Source organism: Oceanobacillus sojae (genome assembly GCF_900162665.1).
GTDB lineage: Bacteria > Bacillota > Bacilli > Bacillales > Amphibacillaceae > Oceanobacillus > Oceanobacillus sojae_A.
This window is the reverse complement of record NZ_LT727809.1, coordinates 580742-600849: the sequence shown is the minus strand read 5'-3', so window position 1 is coordinate 600849 and position 20108 is coordinate 580742. Positions and strand designations below refer to the sequence as shown.

Annotated in this window: 18 protein-coding genes; 4 read left to right on the top strand and 14 right to left on the bottom strand. The window is 39.5% G+C overall.

Features of this window, described 5'->3' with window-relative positions; all coding sequences use genetic code 11:
- Positions 1 to 62 precede the first annotated feature (62 nt).
- The 11 genes from BN1068_RS03275 to BN1068_RS03225 all read right to left on the bottom strand — a co-directional run bounded on the left by BN1068_RS03275 (position 63) and on the right by BN1068_RS03225 (position 15383).
- A complete protein-coding gene (locus tag BN1068_RS03275; protein WP_077601392.1) occupies positions 63 to 1046 on the bottom strand; it encodes a phosphotransferase enzyme family protein in 984 nt (327 codons plus the stop codon).
- 641 nt (positions 1047 to 1687) lie between these two features.
- Positions 1688 to 3217, bottom strand: a complete 1530-nt coding sequence (locus BN1068_RS03270) for an acyl-CoA carboxylase subunit beta (protein WP_077601391.1) — start codon at positions 3215 to 3217, stop codon at positions 1688 to 1690.
- Between the two features lie 21 nt (positions 3218 to 3238).
- A complete protein-coding gene (locus BN1068_RS03265; RefSeq protein ID WP_077601390.1) occupies positions 3239 to 4018 on the bottom strand; it encodes an enoyl-CoA hydratase in 780 nt (259 codons plus the stop codon).
- Positions 4019 to 4039: 21 nt separating this feature from the next.
- The gene (locus BN1068_RS03260) at positions 4040 to 4249 is read right to left on the bottom strand and encodes an acetyl-CoA carboxylase biotin carboxyl carrier protein subunit (protein ID WP_077601389.1); all 210 of its coding nucleotides are present in this window, start codon (positions 4247 to 4249) and stop codon (positions 4040 to 4042) included.
- 1 nt (position 4250) lies between these two features.
- The gene (locus BN1068_RS03255; RefSeq protein ID WP_077601388.1) at positions 4251 to 5606 is read right to left on the bottom strand and encodes an acetyl-CoA carboxylase biotin carboxylase subunit; all 1356 of its coding nucleotides are present in this window, start codon (positions 5604 to 5606) and stop codon (positions 4251 to 4253) included.
- 16 nt (positions 5607 to 5622) lie between these two features.
- The gene (locus tag BN1068_RS03250; protein ID WP_077601387.1) at positions 5623 to 6765 is read right to left on the bottom strand and encodes an acyl-CoA dehydrogenase family protein; all 1143 of its coding nucleotides are present in this window, start codon (positions 6763 to 6765) and stop codon (positions 5623 to 5625) included.
- Positions 6766 to 7083: 318 nt separating this feature from the next.
- Positions 7084 to 9543 carry a DNA topoisomerase IV subunit A gene (gene parC, locus BN1068_RS03245; RefSeq protein ID WP_077601386.1) on the bottom strand — a complete coding sequence of 820 codons (2460 nt, stop codon included), beginning with the start codon at positions 9541 to 9543 and terminating at the stop codon, positions 7084 to 7086.
- Between the two features lie 25 nt (positions 9544 to 9568).
- Complete coding sequence (parE, locus tag BN1068_RS03240) at positions 9569 to 11524, bottom strand: DNA topoisomerase IV subunit B (RefSeq protein WP_139344696.1); 1956 nt, start codon at positions 11522 to 11524, stop codon at positions 9569 to 9571.
- An 837-nt stretch (positions 11525 to 12361) separates the two neighbouring features.
- Complete coding sequence (locus BN1068_RS03235; protein WP_077601384.1) at positions 12362 to 12778, bottom strand: CoA-binding protein; 417 nt, start codon at positions 12776 to 12778, stop codon at positions 12362 to 12364.
- Between the two features lie 20 nt (positions 12779 to 12798).
- The gene (locus BN1068_RS03230; protein ID WP_077601383.1) at positions 12799 to 14322 is read right to left on the bottom strand and encodes an ABC transporter permease/substrate-binding protein; all 1524 of its coding nucleotides are present in this window, start codon (positions 14320 to 14322) and stop codon (positions 12799 to 12801) included.
- Positions 14319 to 15383: an ABC transporter ATP-binding protein gene (locus BN1068_RS03225; RefSeq protein ID WP_077601382.1), complete on the bottom strand. Its 1065-nt coding sequence runs from the start codon at positions 15381 to 15383 to the stop codon at positions 14319 to 14321. Before BN1068_RS03225 ends, BN1068_RS03230 begins: the two co-directional genes overlap by 4 nt.
- A gap of 994 nt (positions 15384 to 16377) precedes the next feature.
- Between BN1068_RS03225 and plsY the strand changes: the two genes are divergently transcribed.
- The 4 genes from plsY to BN1068_RS03205 all read left to right on the top strand — a co-directional run bounded on the left by plsY (position 16378) and on the right by BN1068_RS03205 (position 18561).
- Positions 16378 to 16959 (top strand): glycerol-3-phosphate 1-O-acyltransferase PlsY, encoded by a 582-nt coding sequence (gene plsY / locus BN1068_RS03220; protein ID WP_077601381.1) that lies wholly within the window; start codon positions 16378 to 16380, stop codon positions 16957 to 16959.
- 114 nt (positions 16960 to 17073) lie between these two features.
- Positions 17074 to 18006, top strand: a complete 933-nt coding sequence (gene folE2 / locus BN1068_RS03215) for a GTP cyclohydrolase FolE2 (protein ID WP_077601380.1) — start codon at positions 17074 to 17076, stop codon at positions 18004 to 18006.
- A gap of 7 nt (positions 18007 to 18013) precedes the next feature.
- Positions 18014 to 18247, top strand: coding sequence for a membrane protein insertion efficiency factor YidD (yidD, locus tag BN1068_RS03210; RefSeq protein ID WP_077601379.1), 234 nt, complete (start codon positions 18014 to 18016; stop codon positions 18245 to 18247).
- Between the two features lie 14 nt (positions 18248 to 18261).
- A complete protein-coding gene (locus BN1068_RS03205; protein WP_077601378.1) occupies positions 18262 to 18561 on the top strand; it encodes a HesB/YadR/YfhF family protein in 300 nt (99 codons plus the stop codon).
- A gap of 54 nt (positions 18562 to 18615) precedes the next feature.
- On the opposite strand, the gene BN1068_RS03200 is transcribed toward BN1068_RS03205, so the two are convergent.
- The 3 genes from BN1068_RS03200 to BN1068_RS03190 are packed head-to-tail and all read right to left on the bottom strand — an operon-like array spanning position 18616 to position 19974.
- Positions 18616 to 18912: a hypothetical protein gene (locus BN1068_RS03200; protein WP_077601377.1), complete on the bottom strand. Its 297-nt coding sequence runs from the start codon at positions 18910 to 18912 to the stop codon at positions 18616 to 18618.
- A 2-nt stretch (positions 18913 to 18914) separates the two neighbouring features.
- Positions 18915 to 19343 (bottom strand): acyl-CoA thioesterase, encoded by a 429-nt coding sequence (locus BN1068_RS03195; protein WP_077601376.1) that lies wholly within the window; start codon positions 19341 to 19343, stop codon positions 18915 to 18917.
- A gap of 28 nt (positions 19344 to 19371) precedes the next feature.
- Entirely contained in the window at positions 19372 to 19974 is a 603-nt protein-coding gene (locus BN1068_RS03190; RefSeq protein WP_077601375.1) for a peroxiredoxin family protein, read from the bottom strand.
- Positions 19975 to 20108 lie beyond the last annotated feature (134 nt).

The following is a 20108-nucleotide window of genomic DNA, read 5'->3' as shown; positions in this document are numbered from 1 at the left end:
CTTATAAAAAATTTAATTCTTTTTCTTGTGCCGATTCATAATCATATCCGATTATATTTACACTATTGTTTTTCAATGGAAAGACGGTATTTTCCCATTATACCAGACAACTTTCCCCGAAGATTTACCAGCCATTCAGGATGATCTTCAGCTGCATCAATATCGACAGCTCTTATCAATTTTGCCAGGGATATTAATTTGTGTAATCTTTCAAAACCTAAGGATACATGGAGCATTTCCATGTCTAAATCCGTTTCGCTTTTATAGCCTTTAATAAATGTTGTTATCACTGGGTTTTCAAGATTAAAATCTCCCGCACTTCTTAATGCGTAGACAATATCCGCTGCAAACCAATGCACTGAAGAATCATCAAAATCAAGCATTCCAATTGTGTTATCATTAAAAATCACATTATCCAGTTCAAAGTCATAATGAATAATTCCGAAATTTTCTTTTGATAAGCTTAAGGTATCCGTCCAGCTTAACAGTTTATCAGCTTCTTTATGGGCTGCCAGTTCTTTTTTTGGAAGAATTTCTTTCGCTTCCAGTAAAAGCTCTTTCCAGCTTGGACGATTAACTCGATATTTTTCCGGCAGCTGTTTAAGATTCGCATGTAAATTACCCAACGATTTGCCCCAGATGTAAGCCTGCTGATCTGAAATTTCTTCCATATCGAGATGCTTACCTTCCAGAGCTTCAAATACGACTGCCAAAAAAGTTCCCAGCTTCGTTTCTACGACTTCAATATCATTTCCATTTAATGATGCTATTGGCTGAGCAACGTTTAGCGACCTATTCCCCAAATACTTTACAATGTTCAGTTCAGCTTCAATAGACGAATAATTCCGTTCTGATAAATCATTAAATCGCAGGAAAAATTGTTCCCCTTCTTTATAAAATTCAAAAATAAAATTTGCACTTGCCCGCAAAATAGTTGCAGAGCCTTCATCATAGCCCCACCGTTCCAAAATTTCTTCTCCCAGCGGGCTCCTCCATTCACTGTCAACAGTATCCATTACTTTTTTCATCGTACTTAATTTCATCATACATATAACTTCCCCTCTTACGAATATTGATAAAATATCCAATAAGCTTCAAGGCTAATTTTAAAGAACAAAAGCGCAGAGCGCCTGCTTAAAAACGTAGAGATTGGAGCGGCGCAACTGAGATAAAGGAAACATGCCCCTTTAGGGGTATGCCGACGTTAGGCTTCAGCCTGTTTTTAGTCGGCCTTCCTTTACTTTAAACCGATGTTGACTTATCGTAGGGCGTGACGTGAAATCTCTAGTTTTTGGTGCTCGGAGCTGGACGCGGCTGTTTTTCTATGAATAGTTATACACAAGGCAATAATTCTATAATTCTTATGCGATAAAAAAAGAGCCAAAACTATATGCTTCGGCTCTCCTGTTTATTTAAAAGATGCTTTATGAAAAATCTTTTATGATGGAAGCCCCACAGTCTCATCCATCCATAAGGCCAGCCATTAATATTTATCAACCATGAGCAAGGATGGACAAACTAAACCTATTGAATTAGCAGACATCAACCTCACCCCTTTCCAATTAATCTTCTAACCTATTATATATCAGATAATTTAGATAAACAAGATTATTATAAAAATGATATTAATTTATCTATGTATACTAAAACGCTCAGGTTCTAATTAACCTGAGCGTTAAAAAAGCTCTTACACAGGGTAAACCCCATGCTTTCTTTCTGTAAATTGCTTATTTTTATTCTGGTAAACGGAAAAACGACTGATTAATTCCTTGCGAAGCTGATCTGGATCAATAATATCATCAATAATCATTTCCGAAGCCAAACGGTAAATATCAATATTCTCTTTATAAGCCGTCTGCTTTTCCTGAATATAAGCTGCTCTTTCTTCTTCTGGAAGCTTGGCGATTTTATTTGCTTCCACCGCATTCACCGCCGCTTCCGGCCCCATGACAGCAATTTGTGCATTGGGGAAAGCTAAGCAGCAATCCGGTTCAAAAGCAGGCCCTGACATCGCATATAGACCTGCCCCATATGCTTTTCGGACAATAACGGATATTTTAGGAACTGTTACCTCACTCATTGCAAACAGCATTTTTGCTCCATGGCGGATAATCCCTTGCTTCTCCACTCTAGTTCCAATCATAAATCCTGGTACATCTGTTAAGAACAGCAGCGGAATCTCAAACGCATCACATAGTTGGATAAACTTCGCTGCTTTATCTGCTGAATCTGTAAAAAGGACGCCTCCTTTTACACAGGGCTGATTTGCAATAATCCCTACACTTTGGCCGTCAATACGCGCCAGTCCTGTGATTAATTCTGGTGCGAAGCGTTTTTTTATCTCACAAAAGCTGCCTTCATCAATTGTACGGTCAATCAGATTGTACATATTAAAAGCTGCATTTTGATTTTCCGGGATAATTTCGCTGATAGGCTTATCAAATGTCTTTGGCTCCATAGAATCCATTTTTTTTGGTTTTTCCCGAAAATTGGCGGGAAAATACGTTAAATACTTCTGTGTAAATTGAATAGCTTCCTCCTCTGTATCTACTAATACATCACCTACCCCTGAGGTTGTGCAATGCATCTTTGCTCCGCCCATTTCCTCTAAGGAAACCTTTTCTCCAATGACCTTCTCCGCCATTCGTGGAGAACCTAAATACATGGATGCGTTTCCATCAACCATGATAACAATATCGCAAAAAGCAGGAATATACGCTCCCCCGGCCGCCGATGGACCAAATAATAAGCAGACTTGCGGAACTCTTCCAGACAGCTTAATTTGATTATAAAAAATCCGTCCTGCGCCTCTTCTTCCCGGAAACATATCTATTTGATCAGTAATTCTTGCACCGGCAGAGTCAACCAGATAAATCATCGGCACTTCCAGCCGTTCTGCTGTCTCCTGGATACGTAAAATTTTCTCCACAGTCCGCTGCCCCCAGCTTCCCGCTTTGACAGTAGAATCATTTGCCATCGCACAGACTGTCTGACCATTTATTTTTCCTGTGACAGTAATGACGCCGTCTGCCGGCAAATCTTCAGCCAGCGCATTTGCAAATAAGCCATCCTCCATTATCTCATGTGAATCAAAAAGAAGATGAATTCTTTCTCTTGCAAAAAGCTTCCCCTTTTCAGCATTACTGTCATGATATTTTTGTTTTCCTCCCTTTTTTATTTTTTCAATACGCTGCTCCAGTTCCTTCTCAATACTCATATAAGTACACTCCTTCCAGCTTTAGTTTCCGTGATAATCGGGCTTTCTTTTTTCTTGAAATGCCAGCAGGCCTTCTTTTCGATCTTTTGTCGGTATAACCTTCAGGTAAGATTCATGTTCCAGTTGAATTGCTTCATTCAGTGGAAGATCAATACCCTGATTCATAGCTTTTTTAGCCTGTTTCACAGCGATTGGGCCGTTTTTTGTTATTTTCCGGGCGATACTGATTGCTTCGTCATGTAAAAAGGACGGGGCGACTGACCGCTCAATCAGTCCGATTGCTAAAGCATCCTCTGCCGAGATAGTTTTGGCAGTATAAATTAGCAGTTTTGCCTGCCCTATTCCTATTAATCTAGGCAGCCGCTGTGTTCCTCCAGCACCTGGGATAATCGCTAAAGATGTCTCTGTTAACCCCAGCTTTACATGATTGGCGGCAATCCGCAGATCACAGGCTAAAGCGAGTTCCAGCCCTCCGCCAAAGGCAACCCCATTGATAGCAGCGATAACCGGTACATCTATTTTTTCTATAGAATCACAGACCCTGCCGATTTTTTGTACGGCAGATACAACCTCTGTATCACTCATGGTCCTTCGTTCTTTCAAATCAGCCCCCGCACAAAAAGCTTTTTCTCCGCTTCCAGTTATAATTACACAACGGATTTTTTCTTCGGCTCTAATCTGTTGGATACTATTCTCTAACTCTGTTAATAAAGCTGAAGATAAAGCATTTGCAGCTTCCGGCCGGTTGAATGTTAAAACAGCGATATTCTCATCAACCGTTTCATAGTTTATATATTGCATAGATATACACTCCAGACTGGTTTATTCAACAATTGCCATTGTATCTCCCTCATTGACAAAATCCCCTTCTTGCACCTTCCATTCCTTCAAAGTTCCTTTTTCTTCGGAAGCAATCGGAATTTCCATTTTCATAGACTCTAAAATGACAACATCCTGTCCTTCTTCTACTGCTTCTCCCTGTTGAACTGTAATTTTCCATACATTTCCTGCCATTGATGCTTTAATTTCCATGTTAATTACCTCCTGAATTTGGTTGATAGTATTTACTTAAAAAAGATGTTTGTGTATTTCCTTTCAGAAATGCTTCATACGTTATAATTTCCTGCAGCATAGGTATGTTCGTTTTAATTCCTTCAATATTAAATTGACGGAGTGCTTCCTCCAGGCTATTAATTGCTTCTTTCCGTTTTTCTCCATAAACAATCAGTTTCGCAATCATCGGATCATAAAAAGGTGTTACTGTATCTCCAGAAGTAACTGCACACTCATTGCGGACACCTTTCCCTTCCGGCAACTCAAGCGCTGTGATTTTACCTGGTGATGGGAGAAAGCGAACAGGATCCTCTGCATAAATCCTGACCTCAATCGCGTGGCCTTTCCTTACTATCTCCTCCTGTTTAAAAGAGAGTACCTGATTATTTGCAATACTGATTTGTTCCTTGACAATATCAATACCGGTAATTTCCTCTGTAATTGGATGTTCTACCTGAATACGTGTATTCATTTCTAAAAAATAAAATTGCTCTGATTCATCAACTAAGAATTCAATTGTCCCGGCATTCGTATAATGAATTGCTTCCGCTGCGATAACGGCAGTTCTTCCTAATTCCTCGCGAAGCTGTTCAGAAATGGATGGAGAAGGAGCCTCCTCTAATACCTTTTGATTGCGACGCTGAATCGAGCATTCCCGTTCAAATAAATGAACTGTATGATGATGGTGATCTGCTAATACCTGCACTTCAATATGTCTGCTATTTTGTATGTGCTTTTCTAAAAACATCGCGCCATCACCAAAGAAAGATGCAGCCCGCTTGGAATTGTTTTCAAAAGCTTTTTTCAGCTCATCGGCTGAATGCACTACCTCCATACCGATACCGCCGCCCCCGGCAGATGCTTTTAACATAACCGGATAGCCAATTTCTTCAGCAAATCGGACAGCTTCTTCTGCAGAGCCTACAGCTCGATCTGTACCTGGAATTACTGGTACCCCAGCTTCTATCATTGCTTTTCTGGCTTCAATCTTGCTCCCCATCAGCCGTAATATGTCTGCTTGTGGACCGATGAAGGCAATATTTTCTTCTCGGCAGCGTTTTGCAAATGCCGGGCTTTCACTTAAGAAACCATAACCGGGGTGAATCGCATCAGCATTTGTCTGTTTAGCAACTCCAATGATGTTGTCTAATTGAAGATAGCTTTGCTGTACCTGTGATGGTCCGATATGATACGCTTCATCAGCATCATTTTTAAATAGCGCATTCTGATCAGCGTCTGAATATACAGCTACTGTTTGAATACCCAATTGTTTGCAGGTACGGATAATTCTCCTTGCTATCTCCCCTCGATTAGCAATTAATATTTTTTTTATCATTGACTTCTCCCCTTCTCTAGCAGCCTAGGAGCCTCGCAATAACCAGGCGCTGAATCTCTGAGGTTCCCTCTCCAATTTCCAGTAATTTAGCATCTCTTAATAGTCTTTCTACTTCATATTCACGCATGTAACCATAGCCGCCATGAATTTGAATCGCCTGATTTGCAGCACGAAAGGCCATTTCTGATGCATACAATTTGGCGTATGCCGCTTCTTTGGAAAAATTCCTGTCCTGATCCTTTAACCAGGCAGCTTTATAAACCATATTCCGGGCAAGCTCAATCTCCATAGCCATATCAGCTAATTTAAATTGAATCGCCTGAAAACTGGAAATGGATTTCCCAAACTGCTTCCGGTCTTTGGCATATTGCAGGGAACGATCTAAAGCAGTCTGTGCAACACCAACTGCTAACGCAGCAATAGAAATTCTCCCGCCATCTAATGTTTTCAAAAATTGTTTGTGTCCCTGATGCTCTGTTCCAAGTAAATTTTCTTTGGGGACACGGACATTATCTAAGATGATCTCTGCTGTATCTGATCCGCGGACTCCCATTTTTTCATAATTACTGCGAATTGTTAGCCCTTCAGCATCTGTTGGAACAATAATGGCTGAAATTCGATTTTTATTGTTTTCATCTTTTTTCGTAACAGCCGTAACAATAATAAAATCTGCAAAGCTGGCATTGGTGATAAAACATTTTTCTCCTTGAATAATATATGCATCTCCATCTAATTTAGCAGTCGTTCTTGTGCCTCCAGAATCTGATCCCGCATTTGGCTCTGTTAATCCAAAAGCTCCTAACGAGTGTCCTTCAGCAATCGGCTTTAAGAACCTTTGTTTTTGTTCTTCGGTTCCAAAATAGTAAATGGGACTGGCTCCCAACGATACGGCAGCTGCATAGCTTAATCCAGTGCTTCCGCAACGCCGTCCAATTTCCTCTACGGCTATTGCATATGAAACGGTATCACCGGAAGAGCCTCCATATTTTTCAGGAAAAGGAATTCCTAATAAGCCAAGCTTTCCCATTTCTTGAAAGATATCTTCTGGAAAAGCTGCATTTACATCGATTTCTATTGCTCTTGGCCGGATGGTTTTTTCTGCAAAGTCAGAAACCATTCGCTGAATCATCTTTTGTTCTTTGGTTAAATCAAAATTCATCCTCGTGCCCCCTTTGACTTAAATACCGCATTCATTATTTATTTCGATAGATTGAAATTTTTTTACAGGAAGTTTTAACAATATTAAACCCCAAAAATTGAATGCGCTTCCATATCTATTTTATCAAAAGGTGGGAGTTAGGCAAACAAAAAGATAAAATGTTTTTTTATCATAAACCCGGCAAGAGCTCACGACTAAAGTCAAGAAACGTTTCAGTTCATTATGATAAAAAGCATTTATACTTTGTTCAAAGCTTGGTGTTATAGTATAAAATCTCCCCGGCATCGTTATTACGTGCTAAGGAGATTTTTGGATTGACTATATTTCGCCGCCCATATCTTCAAATGGCTTTTCATAGGCTGTTTCTTTATACACTTCGATTACTTCACCAGTTTGATCCGTATCAATGATAAAAGAACCATTACTATAACGATCAGCAATAGATAACTCCAGTGGATATATCTTTTGCGTACCGCCATTTTTCGTTCTAAAACAAATCGTTTCTTGTTTATTTACCATAAAGAATCCTTCAATCCGATGAGCTTTCTGTTTTAATTCTTTCAGCATAATTAATCCGCGCTTGGCACGGCTTGCTTTTTCAAAGGATTTTAGTTTCATACGTTTACAAGCTCCACGCTGCGTTATCACAAATAAATCTTTTTGTACTTCGTGATCAAATACTTGTCCATTTACAACATAATCATCGTCTTTTAAAGCAATCGATTTTACCCCTGCTGCTCTTTGACCGACAATAGATACTTCAGCTTCCTCATACCATAGGCCGTAACCTTTATTTGTTGTGATAAAGATATCTTTATTTCCATCTGTACGGCTTACTTGTACAAGCTCATCATTTTGCTTGAGGTTTAAGGCAATTAATGCTTTTCCACGCCTCTGTGCTTCGTAAAGCTGGAATTCACTTCGTTTAACCATGCCGTTTCGGGTAAAGAACACTAAAAATCCTTCCTCTTCTTTAAAATCACGAACAGGAATTACTTTAATCAGATGTTCTTCTTTTTCTAATGGTACGATATGCGAGATATGCTGCCCCATATCCTTCCAACGAATATCTGGCAGTTCATGAACAGCGCATAATATATATCTTCCCTTATTTGTAAAGATTAATAAATCATCTGTTGTATTGACCTCTAATAAACTTATTGGATGATCATCATCCTTCAGCGGTAAATCTTGATTGTTGGAAGCTGAATAAGAACGTAAGCTTGTGCGCTTCACATATCCATCTCTGGTAATGGAAACTAGTACATCTTCACTTGCAACGGTAACCTCAATATTAATCTTTAATTCTTCTACCTTGTCTTCAATATGTGTACGTCTGGCATCCGCAAATTTTTTCTTGATTTGTCTCAAGTCACTCTTAATGGTCTGGAGTAACTTCTTCTCACTATTCAGGATTTCAGAAAGCATTTCCATTTGCTTTTTCAGTTCACTTGCTTCTTCCTCTAATTGAACAATATCCGTATTCGTCAATCTGTAAAGCTGGAGTGTAACAATAGCTTCTGCCTGCGGTTCTGTAAATCCGTATTTTATCATGATTTGATTTTTGGCATCCGCTTTGTCTTTTGACGCACGAATGGTTGCAATCAATTCATCTAAAATCGAAATAGCTTTAATTAATCCTTCCACAATATGCGCTCTGGTTTTAGCCTTGTTTAAGTCGAACCGTGTTTGATTCGTTACCACCTCACGTTGATGACTGATATACGCATCAAGAAGCTGTGGCAATGATAAAAGCTTCGGTGTTTTATCTTTAATAGCAACCATATTGAAATGATAGGTAATTTGTAAATCCGTGTTTTTGTATAAGAAGTTTAAGATACCTTCACTGTTCGCATCCTTTTTCAGCTCAACAACAATACGTAATCCAGTGCGATCCGTATCATCGCGGACTTCAGCAATTCCTTCTACTTTCCTGTCGATACGCAGCTCGTCCATTTTCTTGACCATCGTTGCTTTGTTTACTTCATATGGAATTTCCGTAATAACAATTTGCTCACGGTTTCCTTTTAAGCTCTCGATAGCCGCTTTACCACGGACAATAACTTTTCCTTTTCCAGTCTCGTATGCTTTCTTAATTCCCTCAATACCTTGAATAATACCGCCTGTCGGGAAATCTGGACCCTTCAGCACCTGCATCAGTTTATCTACACCGGCCTCAGGTTTGTCAATCCGCGTAATAACAGCATCGATTACTTCTCCCAAATTATGAGGAGGGATATCCGTTGCATACCCTGCAGATATCCCGGTTGATCCATTTACTAACAGGTTCGGGAATTTTGCCGGTAAAACAACAGGTTCATCTGTGGTTTCATCAAAGTTAGGAATATACTCAACCGTCTCTTTATCAATATCACGCAGAAGCTCTGAAGCAATAGGAGACAGCCTCGCTTCCGTATAACGCATTGCAGCAGGAGGATCCCCATCAATACTGCCGTTATTTCCATGCATTTCAATGAGCCCATTACGTACTTTCCAGTCCTGACTTAAGCGTACCATTGCTTCATAAACAGAAGAATCTCCATGCGGATGATAGTTACCGATAACTGTTCCAACAGTTTTAGCGGCTTTTCTGAAATTCTTATCATGTGTATTTCTTTCTACATGCATTGCATAAAGTATACGCCGTTGCACAGGCTTCAATCCATCCCTTGCATCAGGAAGGGCACGATCTTGAATGATATATTTACTGTATCTTCCAAAACGATCTCCGATAACTTCTTCTAAAGGAAGATCTAAATATTTCTCTGTATGATCCAAATGGAATCACTCCTTACAATCCGAACTAATCTTCTTTATGAATATTTTCATTTTCTAAAATGGTCCCGTCTTCTTCCAAACCAAATTTAACATGTCCTTCAATCCACTTACGGCGCGGTTCTACTTTATCCCCCATCAGGGTGGTTACTCTTCGTTCCGCTCTGGCGATATCATCAATGGATACACGAATAAGCGTACGGGATTCTGGATTCATTGTTGTTTCCCATAACTGATCAGCATTCATCTCGCCCAGACCTTTGTAGCGTTGAATAATATAACCATTCTTTAATTCTGTGACTGCTTTTTTCAGCTCTTTTTCATCCCAAGCGTAAAGCGTTTTTTCTTTTTTTCCTTTACCTTTAGAAATCTTAAACAGCGGCGGAAGTGCAATAAACACTTTTCCTGATTCTACTAATGGGCGCATATAACGGTAAAAGAAAGTTAACAGAAGCACCTGGATATGTGCTCCATCGGTGTCTGCATCGGTCATAATAATAATTTTGTCATATTGGACATCTTCCATATTAAAATCTCCGCCGACACCCGCTCCAATTGTATGAATAATTGTTGAGATTTCTTCATTTTTAAAGACATCCTCAAGCTTTGCCTTTTCTGTATTAATGACCTTCCCCCGTAATGGAAGCACTGCCTGAAATTTACGGTCCCGGCCTTGTTTTGCCGATCCGCCTGCAGAGTCTCCCTCTACCAGGTATAATTCATTCTTTTTAGGGTTTTTCGATTGAGCCGGGGTTAATTTCCCGCTTAATAAGGTATCTTTTCTTTTTCTCTTTTTACCGGAACGGGCTTCTTCCCGTGCTTTTCTCGCTGCTTCTCTTGCTTCTTTCGCACGAATCGATTTTTTAATCAGCAAAGAAGAGATTTCAACATTTTCTTCTAAAAAGTAAGTCAGATTTTCAGACACAACGGAATCAACTGCAGAGCGTGCTTCTGTAGTTCCCAGCTTTCCTTTTGTCTGCCCTTCAAATTGTAATTTATTCTCCGGGACACGAACAGAAATAATTGCTGTCAATCCTTCCCGGATATCTGTCCCCTCTAAATTCTTATCTTTTTCTTTTAATAAACCGGCTCTTCTCGCATAATCATTCATGGTCCGGGTGATTGCAGCTCTTGCTCCAAATTCATGTGTGCCGCCATCACGTGTCCGCACATGGTTTACGAATGAGAGCATATTTTCAGCGAATCCATCATTGAATTGAAAAGCAAATTCAACTTCAATTTCCGATTGCTCTCCTTCAAACGAAACAACCGGATGAAGAACGTCCTTTTCTTCATTCAGCCATTCTACAAAGGATTGCAGCCCTTCAGGATATTCATAAACCTGCTGTTCGCCACTATGTTCATCCTTCAGCTCAATTTTCAGGCCCTTGAGCAGAAAGGCAGATTCTCTTAAACGCTCTGAAATAGTTTCAAAATTAAATACCGTTGTAGAGAAGATGGACGGATCCGGTTTAAAGTGAATACAGGAACCTTTCTTTTTCGAAGGGCCTTTATCCTCCAGAGTGGTTACAGGCTTTCCGCCATCTTCAAAACGCTGCTCATATTTACGCCCATCACGATAAGTCGTTACGATCAGCCATTCAGATAGGGCATTTACAACGGAAGCTCCTACCCCATGCAGTCCTCCACTTGTTTTATAACTGCCCTGACCGAATTTTCCGCCTGCATGCAGAACAGTGAAAATAACCTCCGTTGTCGGCTTTCCGGTCGCGTGCATCCCGATTGGCATCCCGCGGCCTTTATCCTCCACTGAAATACTTTCATCTTTATGTATGGTTACCATAATTTGATTGCCGTGACCTGCCAATGCTTCGTCGACAGCATTATCAACAATTTCATAAACAAGATGATGTAATCCACGGATGTCTGTACTTCCAATATACATCCCTGGCCGTTTGCGTACTGCATCCAGTCCTTCCAGCACCTGAATAGAACTGTCAGAGTATTGATTTTCTTTCTCCACGAACCATCTTCTCCTTTCAAAACTTCCTCTATACACATCACAGAACATTCGTTCTTATTAAGCAACTGGGTAAGTAGTAAAATCTTTTTTTGCATAAGCCCAACTATAGCATTCTAATAAAAGAAAAAAGCACACAGCGATAATTCAGCGGCAAACCAATTGGGTTACAAACCTTGTTTTAAAAGTCTGTAAGCAGCTGAATGCTTGGAGCTTCAGGCAGCTATGCTTATATGATACTTCTTTTCCATCTTTGTTCTACCTATATAAGAAATTTTAACCTTGTTTATACACTATAGAGCAAAATTTGTTTTTCCGTCTAGTCTAAACATGCATGCTTCCAATAAATCAGATAACTTTTTAATGAATATCTTCTATAAAATTATCGTTTGAGAGAGCTTTATCCGATTAGGATTAAACGCACTATATCAATGTTTACATCATTAATATCTTATTGGAAAAACCAAAGAAAAGCAAGGCAATCATTTATTTATGATTCTTTGACAAGTAAATTTCATTTCAATATTTTATTTAAAGAGCATGTTCAAAAAGTCCTTAAGTGCTAGTATGTACTCTTGATCCATTTCCTTGTTATATCATCATACTGCACCTTTCAGCAGAGCTGAAAGGCGTGTGAACCGGCAGATTCACACGAATGGGCCCAACCTGGTTTTTAGCAAATACTACGAGCGAGAATCAACTTATATATCACTTTTTGAATATCCTCTTAATCCAAAAAACTGAATCTGGCTTCCATGCCTGACTCAGCTTTTTAGAACATTTATAATAGCGCCCGAAGATAAGCAATTTATAAATGTACAAAATATAAAAATAAAGTCTTTACTTCAATAACACCGAATGTACCACTTTAATACAAAGGTCCATTACCACTTCAAAATCATGTTCCTTTAAATAATGATAAGCCTCTTCATTTACAATCCCCTGCTGTGCCCAAAACATTTTACAGTCTGTTTGTACAGCATCCTTTGCTACATCCATTAAATGCTCCGGCCGGCGGAAAACATTAATAATATCAATAGACTCATCTACTTCTGCTAACGAGTGATAGGCTTTTTCTCCAAGAACCTCATCAAGAGTCGGATTCACAGGAATAATCTTATATCCCTCCTCCTGCATTCTTTTAGCTATTTGGTGTGATGTCCTCTCTGGATTGGCAGATAACCCCACAACTGCAATTGTTTTTGCTCCTGTCAGAATTTCTTTTAACCTTTCTTTACTTGGATTTTCAATGGACATTATAATTCCTCCTTTTATAATTATTCAATAAAACCATTTTCTATCAAGTAATCTTTGGCTACATCCTCTGCAGATGCATCCTCATAATCCACTTGATAATTCATTTCTCTCATTTCTTCATCTGTAATTTTCCCGCTCAGCTGATTAAGAATATCCTCCAGTTCTGGATATTGCTTTAATGTATCAGCCCGCATTAACGGTGCACCCTGATATGGCGGAAATAAATTTTCAGAGTCTCCCAAGGATACCAATCCTAATTCTACCATATAGCTGTCCGTTGCATATGCATCAATAACATCTACCTCTCCGCCAGAAATTGCGCCCTGCCGAAGCCCTGCATCCATCGTTTTTACTTCGTTAAAATCCAGTCCGTATACTTCCTGCATCCCTACATAACCGTCATAGCGATCATTAAATTCTAATGTAAAGCCGGCAGTTATTTCATTTTCAATCGGCTTTAAGTCTGAAATATCATTAAGATTATTTTCTTCTGCAAATTCTTTTGTAACAGATACTGTATACGTATTATTAAACTGCATTGGCTCTAAAAGCTCCAAATTATATGCTTCTTTTATGCCATCTCTGGCCTGTGCATATACTTCCTCAGCTTCATTAGACTCTGCTTGTTCATCAAGCAGCGAAACAATAACGGTTCCTGTAAATTCCGGATAAATATCAATACTTCCCTGCTCCAGTGCGTTAAACACCATATCTGTTTTTCCAAGATTCGGCTCTAAATCAACTTTAATATCACTTTCTTCCTCAATTAAGATTTTATAAATATTCATGATAATTTCAGGTTCTGCTCCTAATTTTCCGGCAATGACAATTTCGCCTTTTTGGCTGTTGGGTATCATAAAAGGAATCGCAAGCACAAGCACAACAACCAATAACATGGCTGCAAAAGCCTGCATTCCATATTTCTTAGACAGCTTCTCAAATAAACGGAGAATAAAATCAAGAATGACAGCTAATAAAGCGGCGGGTATTGCCCCTAATAAGACGAGCGGGATGTCTCCTCCACGGTCCAAGCCGAGTAAAATTATATCTCCAAGTCCGCCGGCACCGATTAAAGCTGCAATCGTCGTTGTACCAACAATAAGGACCATGGAGGTTCGAATACCGGCCATAATTACCGGCATCGCAATTGGCAGCTCTATCTTCAGTAATTGTTTCCTGGTATTCATCCCCATCCCTCTGGCAGCTTCCTGTAATGCCGGATCGACCCCGTCAATTCCGGTGTATGTATTTCTGAGAATTGGCAGCAGGCCGTATAGTACAAGCGCAACAATAGCCGGCTGAATTCCGATCCCTAAAAAAGGAATCAAAAAGGCAAGCACCGCAAGACTCGGGATTGTCTGTAAGACTGCAGATGTGCCGATAATAGGCTCTGCAACACGTGGATATCTTGTCAGTAGAATTCCTAATGGAACAGCAATTAAAATAGCAATACCCAGTGAAATTAAAGAAATCTGTAAATGCTCCCAAATAGCCTGGAGGAGCATATCCTGCCGATTCTGGAACACATTTATAAATGAACTCATAAGATGCCTGCTCCTTCCTTTTCCTGCTGATAGAAGTATTGAAGCAATTCATCACTTGTAACAACACCGACAGCTTTGTGATTATCCTCCACCACCGGAAAATAAGTCTGATTTGAGGAATGAATGATGGCATATGCGTCCTCAACTGTACTTTCGACAGGAATCGTCACAGCTTCTTTCTGCTCCTTTTGATTTTCAAAAATTCCTTTTAAAATTTGGTTCTTGTCCACAAGCATGAAAAAAGCATCTCTGTGTTCTATCATATCATTCGCATTGTCCTCCCTAAAATACGCGGCATCCTTCTTCATAACTTCTTTAATCGGCTTCAGCCATGGTGACTGCCGATTCCCGATAAATTCTTCCACAAATTCATTTTCAGGATGTCTCATCAACTGTTCAGGCGATCCGCATTGAACAACTCTGCCTTCTTTCATCAGGCAGATACGGTCGCTCATTTTCAGCGCCTCGTCCATATCATGCGTAACGAAAACAATCGTCTTTTTGATCTCTGTTTGTAATTTATTTATATCTATTTGTAATTGCTCCCGGCTGATTGGATCGAGTGCGCTAAACGGCTCATCCATTAATACAATATCAGGATCCGCAGCTAAAGCCCGGATAACACCGATCCGCTGCTGCTGCCCTCCTGACAGTTCTCCTGGATATCGCTTCTTGAAAATGGATGGATCTAGTCCTACCATATCCAATAATTCATCTGTCCGTTTCTGCATTTTACTTTTTTTCCATTTCAGCAAATCCGGAACCACCTGAATATTTTCTTGAACTGTCAAATGAGGAAACAAAGCGATTTGCTGCAGAACATAACCGATATTCCATCGCAATTCATGAATAGAGTATTCGCTTACCGGCTTATCATCTATGTATATTGTTCCTGCAGACGGATCAATCAGACGGTTAATCATTTTCATCGTGGTAGTCTTTCCACAGCCGCTGGGACCAATCAATGTCATAAATTCACCTTTTTCCACCGTCAGATTAAAACGGTCTACAGCAGTTGTCCCATCCGGGTATGTTTTTGTAATATCATCAAATGTAATCATCGTAAATCCCCCTTCGTAAAATCATTCCCGATTGTACGTATTTAAAAACCTGCTACAGCTTTATTTTTCACTTTATATAAATTACTCAACTTCCGCACCTAAGAATAAGCATCTATACCTTCCTATTTCAGGATAAACATGTTCTTCATTATCATTCTGAAATGAAGATTGTTGTATAGCTCCGCTTCGACCAACCACTACGCTTTCCATGGGGACGGCTTCAGCTAACTTGAAAAGAAACCCGCTTTTCAAGTGGATCTTCAGCTCGCCCTGTTCCCATAGGAGTCTACGTGGTTGGTCTGCGCTCAGTTAGGCTTCTACAGCGCATGGAAGAAATAATATCCTGATGAAGTTAGATGAAATCATCGTTTTTCAGCCTAAATAAACAATCATGCTAGTGTTTCAAATGATTTTCAGCAGTTCAAATCATGACAGCAGGAATAATTTATATCGAGAATAGCTTTCATGCACCAGAAATAAGGATTACTAGGCATGTTTACCATTTAACACAAAAAATTTGTTCTGTTAGATCTGCCTTTTATTTGTCCAGTTATTTCAGTATAGAACCCACCCTGCTAGCGGAGGCGGACCGTTTTGACTCCTGAGGGATCAGCACCATCTGAAGATCGTGCCCCTAGGCAGGCTAAAGTCGCAACGTCCTGTTGCAACGCCTGCATTAGTACGTCCTGTACGTCGAAAGCAAAACGGTCCGCCGCAGCGGTCGCCTCACACGTTACCTTCTTTGTCGATAGAGTTTATGCTTTGTCAAGAGTTAGATGGAAGAAATGATCCCCCTGTTCCTGCAGCTAGGAAGTTTCTTTTTAAAGTGCGAAGTAGAGTAATTTATAAAGATACGTATCATCAAAAAATAAATTTGCTAAAAGACCAGCTTAGATGAGCTTTTCTAAAAAATTTTTTACTTAAACAGATTGGTTCATGCTAAAATAATCATAGGAGCATAGAATAAGAATTTGGAAAAGAGAGTTGGGAACGTATGGATTATATTATTTTTGGGATTATCGCATATCTCTTAGGGTCTATTCCATTTGCCTTAATTATTGGCAAAGCAGGATATAAAATAGATGTTCGTGAGCATGGGAGCGGTAACCTTGGCGCAACCAATGCCTTTCGAGTACTTGGAATAAAAGCTGGAAGCATCGTTATTATAGGTGACATTTTAAAAGGAACTGCAGCTGTTTTATTACCTCAATTATTTGATGCAAATGTTTATCCTTTAATCATTGGTATTATAGCAGTCTTAGGTCATACTTATCCAATTTTCGCTAAGTTCAAAGGCGGAAAAGCAGTTGCAACATCAGGCGGGATGATTCTCGGAATTAATCCGTTTCTGTTTATTATCATGATTGTAACGTTCTTATTATCATTATATTTATCAAAGTATGTATCACTTTCATCCATGATTGCCGGAATTGTTGCCTTTTTTACTTCCTTGTTTTTCAATGATATCGGACTGACGATTGTTATCTTCTTATTAACTGCTTTTGTAACCTATCGTCATTGGGCGAATATTAAACGAATAAAAAATGGTACAGAGCCTAAAATAACGTGGATGTAGAAAGCCGATAAATTGAATATTTAAGCCGAATTCAGTATACTAGTGGCTAGTTATAATTTTGATTGTTTAAGCATCTAAGGTATTACAGATGTTTACAAGAAAGGGCGTTTTTTAATGCAGCAAATAGACACGATTTCATTAAAAAAACTTCCATCTAAGGAAGAAAGACATAGATTATTTGGTTCTGTCCCGCCTGGTGAGAAAAAAAAACCTACTGAAAAAAGCAAAATGGCTGATTTACAAAATGTAAAACGCGATTTTCTTTTTGATTTAGATACTGTTGGAATAGCAAATGTAAAATACCCTGTCCGTGTTCTGAGCGGGCAAGCACCTTTTGAACAGACAACTATCGGGACATTCACATTTTCATCCAGCATCCCGGCCAATAGTAAAGGCACAAATATGAGCCGTTTTATGGAGCTGTTAGAGCAATATCATCAAGGAGGCTTTACCGTTTCCATTGATGACCTGAAACAGTTTACCAGGGATCTGGCAAATAAACTGGAACAGGAAGATGCCTCTGTCTCTGTAAGCTTTCCCTGGTTCTATGAGCGTGAAGCACCGCAAACCCTTGCTACCGGGCTGAATCATGCGGAAGCATCTGCTTCTGTACGTTATTCCAAACAGGATGATTATCAAATCAATGTTTCTTTAAAAGCACAGATAACGACGCTATGTCCCTGTTCAAAAGAAATAAGTGAATACAGCGCTCATAACCAGCGCGGCAATGTGACGATTGAAACAGAGCTGGAGTCCAATTTTTCGAATGAAGATGATGATTGGAAGGTTCTTTTACTGGAAGCTGCTGAAAGTAATGCAAGTGCCAGACTTCACCCTATTTTAAAAAGACCGGACGAAAAAATGGTAACAGAACAGGCTTACGAAAATCCGAGATTTGTAGAGGATATGGTCCGCTTAATTGCAGCAGATCTTTATGAATTGCCTTCTGTTCTCAAATTTCATGTAGCTTGCCGTAACGAAGAATCCATTCATATGCATGATGCAATTGCTTCTGTTACGTATGATAAGCGCAACGGACAAGGTTGATTTTAATATGAAATATATATTTATTGGACTTATTCGCTTTTACCAGCTTGCTATCAGTCCTTTTACACCGGCAACCTGCCGTTTCCATCCTACCTGCTCAGCCTATGCTATAGAAGCATTTCGACGTTTTGGATTTTTTAAAGGTGGAATATTGACTATAAAGAGAATTAGTAAATGTCATCCATTCCATCCAGGCGGGGTTGATTACGTTCCAGAAAAATCTGAGAAAAAGCATTCATAAAAGGGAGAGAGACAATGGACATTAAAGTATCAGAACAAGCTGCACAATGGTATAAAGAAGAATTATCTTTAGAAAACGAAAAGAACGTACGGTTCTTTCCAAGATATGGCGGTGTCGGCGGCAGAATTGCCGGTTTTTCCCTTGGAATTAAAGCGGAGGCGCCAAAAGACGAAATTGCTTCAACCACGGTAGAAGGTATCCATTTTTTTATTGAAGAATCCGATGACTGGTATTTTGAAGGAGCAAATTTATCTGTGTCTTATGATGAATCTAAAAAAGAACCAAAAATTGAATACCCTGAAAAGAACGAATGAAATTACCGTATAACAAACAAAAAGTGCAGGAGATTAAATTTCCTGCACTTTTTGTTATTTAAATCTTTCTAATTGATTCAGCCTGTTTTCAGATTTTAAAATCTGCCATTGGTAATCACCAAATAAATCAAAATGAGGGTATTCTGGTTTTAAATCAATCCAGGATTCATCTAAATTATACTTCCTCCCCCACTCTTTTAGCTTCTCCAAATCACTGCAGCCAACTTTTGTCACTGTATTACAGCCGGGAAAACGGTCATCCAGCCAATAATGGGTGATAAAATCAATCTGTCCGGCCCGCACATTGCGCTTCCACTGGTTTAATTCTTCTCTTTTTAATCCAAAAGCCATTCCTACTCCTCTTTCTTGAGCTGATCTTGATATGCAGCGTGCCAGTCAGGAAATTTTCTGCGGATTGACAACGGTCGAAAGGTATCTTTATCAACAATCGTATGGGTTGTTGTACCAGTGACAGCCAAATCTCCAGCTCCATTTAAAATTTCATAGCGGTAAACAGTACGTAAACCATCATAAGCCTCCAGCCAGGTTTTTACTACTGGTTTTTCACCATAGCGAACGGCATGTTTATATGAAATTTGTGCATCTATTACAGGGGAAACAACATTATGCTGCTCCATCCCTTGATGATAGTTAAGCCCTAAAGCTTCTACAAACTTTGTACGCCCGATTTCAAACCATACCAGATAATTCGCATGGTAGACGACACCCATCTGATCGGTTTCCTGATATCTTACTTCTATTGGTGTTTCTGTAATTAACAAGCATTCTTCCTCCTCTTGCTTCCTGCAATCAATTCATTTCTTGAACCATTTCCTCCATATATTCATAATCCATTGGACCCATTTTTCTTGGATGCTGTATCTTCCCATCTGTTCCGATGAAATATGTAGTCGGTGCCGCATAGACAACATATTGATCAGACACAGCATTATCTTTATCTAAAGGTACAGGAAACGTATATTCATGTTCCTTGATAAATGTCTCCGCGTCGGATACGCTGTTTTCAACGTCAGTCAGATTAACAGTGACTACCTCCACTTCTTCCTGATAGTCCTCATAAAATTTCTGAAGCTCAGGCATTTCTTCTATACAAGGAGGACACCAGGAATACCAGAAGTTCAAAATTACTTTCTTCCCCTCCAAATCTGAAAGCCGAAAGCTGTCTCCTTCTAATGTCTCGAGTTCAAAATCAGGAGCTTGTTCACCAGGTTCTACTCCGGCGCTTTCAGCAGGAGCAATGGCAGCACCCTGTCCGGAAGTACCATCGTCTATAAGAACTGGTTCTTCTTCTCCACCTGCAGTATTGTCCATTATTCGGTTCTGCACAATATTTGCAATAACAATCCCCACAAGCACTAATAATAAGGCAAGGGCAAATATCCGTTTATACACTTCTTATCTCCTACCATCCCAATTAATTGGTTTCCTTCTTCTATCGTAAAGAGGAACTTGAAATTTGTAAAGAATAGAGCCCTGGGAAAAGCATAGAAAAAGAGCCTTGCCTGATTACAGCAAGACTCTCTTTC

Excerpts from the sequence above, each read along its gene's own strand:
- BN1068_RS03205 (WP_077601378.1), top strand. The coding sequence starts at position 18,262 with ATGGACATTAAAGTATCAGAACAAGCTGCACAATGGTATAAAGAAGAA.
- BN1068_RS03235 (WP_077601384.1), bottom strand. The coding sequence starts at position 12,778 with ATGTCCATTGAAAATCCAAGTAAAGAAAGGTTAAAAGAAATTCTGACA.
- BN1068_RS03230 (WP_077601383.1), bottom strand. The coding sequence starts at position 14,322 with ATGAGTTCATTTATAAATGTGTTCCAGAATCGGCAGGATATGCTCCTC.
- BN1068_RS03255 (WP_077601388.1), bottom strand. The coding sequence starts at position 5,606 with ATGATAAAAAAAATATTAATTGCTAATCGAGGGGAGATAGCAAGGAGA.
- plsY (WP_077601381.1), top strand. The coding sequence starts at position 16,378 with ATGGATTATATTATTTTTGGGATTATCGCATATCTCTTAGGGTCTATT.
- yidD (WP_077601379.1), top strand. The coding sequence starts at position 18,014 with ATGAAATATATATTTATTGGACTTATTCGCTTTTACCAGCTTGCTATC.
- BN1068_RS03225 (WP_077601382.1), bottom strand. The coding sequence starts at position 15,383 with ATGATTACATTTGATGATATTACAAAAACATACCCGGATGGGACAACT.
- BN1068_RS03275 (WP_077601392.1), bottom strand. The coding sequence starts at position 1,046 with ATGATGAAATTAAGTACGATGAAAAAAGTAATGGATACTGTTGACAGT.
- BN1068_RS03200 (WP_077601377.1), bottom strand. The coding sequence starts at position 18,912 with ATGGCTTTTGGATTAAAAAGAGAAGAATTAAACCAGTGGAAGCGCAAT.
- BN1068_RS03265 (WP_077601390.1), bottom strand. The coding sequence starts at position 4,018 with ATGCAATATATAAACTATGAAACGGTTGATGAGAATATCGCTGTTTTA.
- BN1068_RS03250 (WP_077601387.1), bottom strand. The coding sequence starts at position 6,765 with ATGAATTTTGATTTAACCAAAGAACAAAAGATGATTCAGCGAATGGTT.
- folE2 (WP_077601380.1), top strand. The coding sequence starts at position 17,074 with ATGCAGCAAATAGACACGATTTCATTAAAAAAACTTCCATCTAAGGAA.
- BN1068_RS03270 (WP_077601391.1), bottom strand. The coding sequence starts at position 3,217 with ATGAGTATTGAGAAGGAACTGGAGCAGCGTATTGAAAAAATAAAAAAG.
- BN1068_RS03260 (WP_077601389.1), bottom strand. The coding sequence starts at position 4,249 with ATGGAAATTAAAGCATCAATGGCAGGAAATGTATGGAAAATTACAGTT.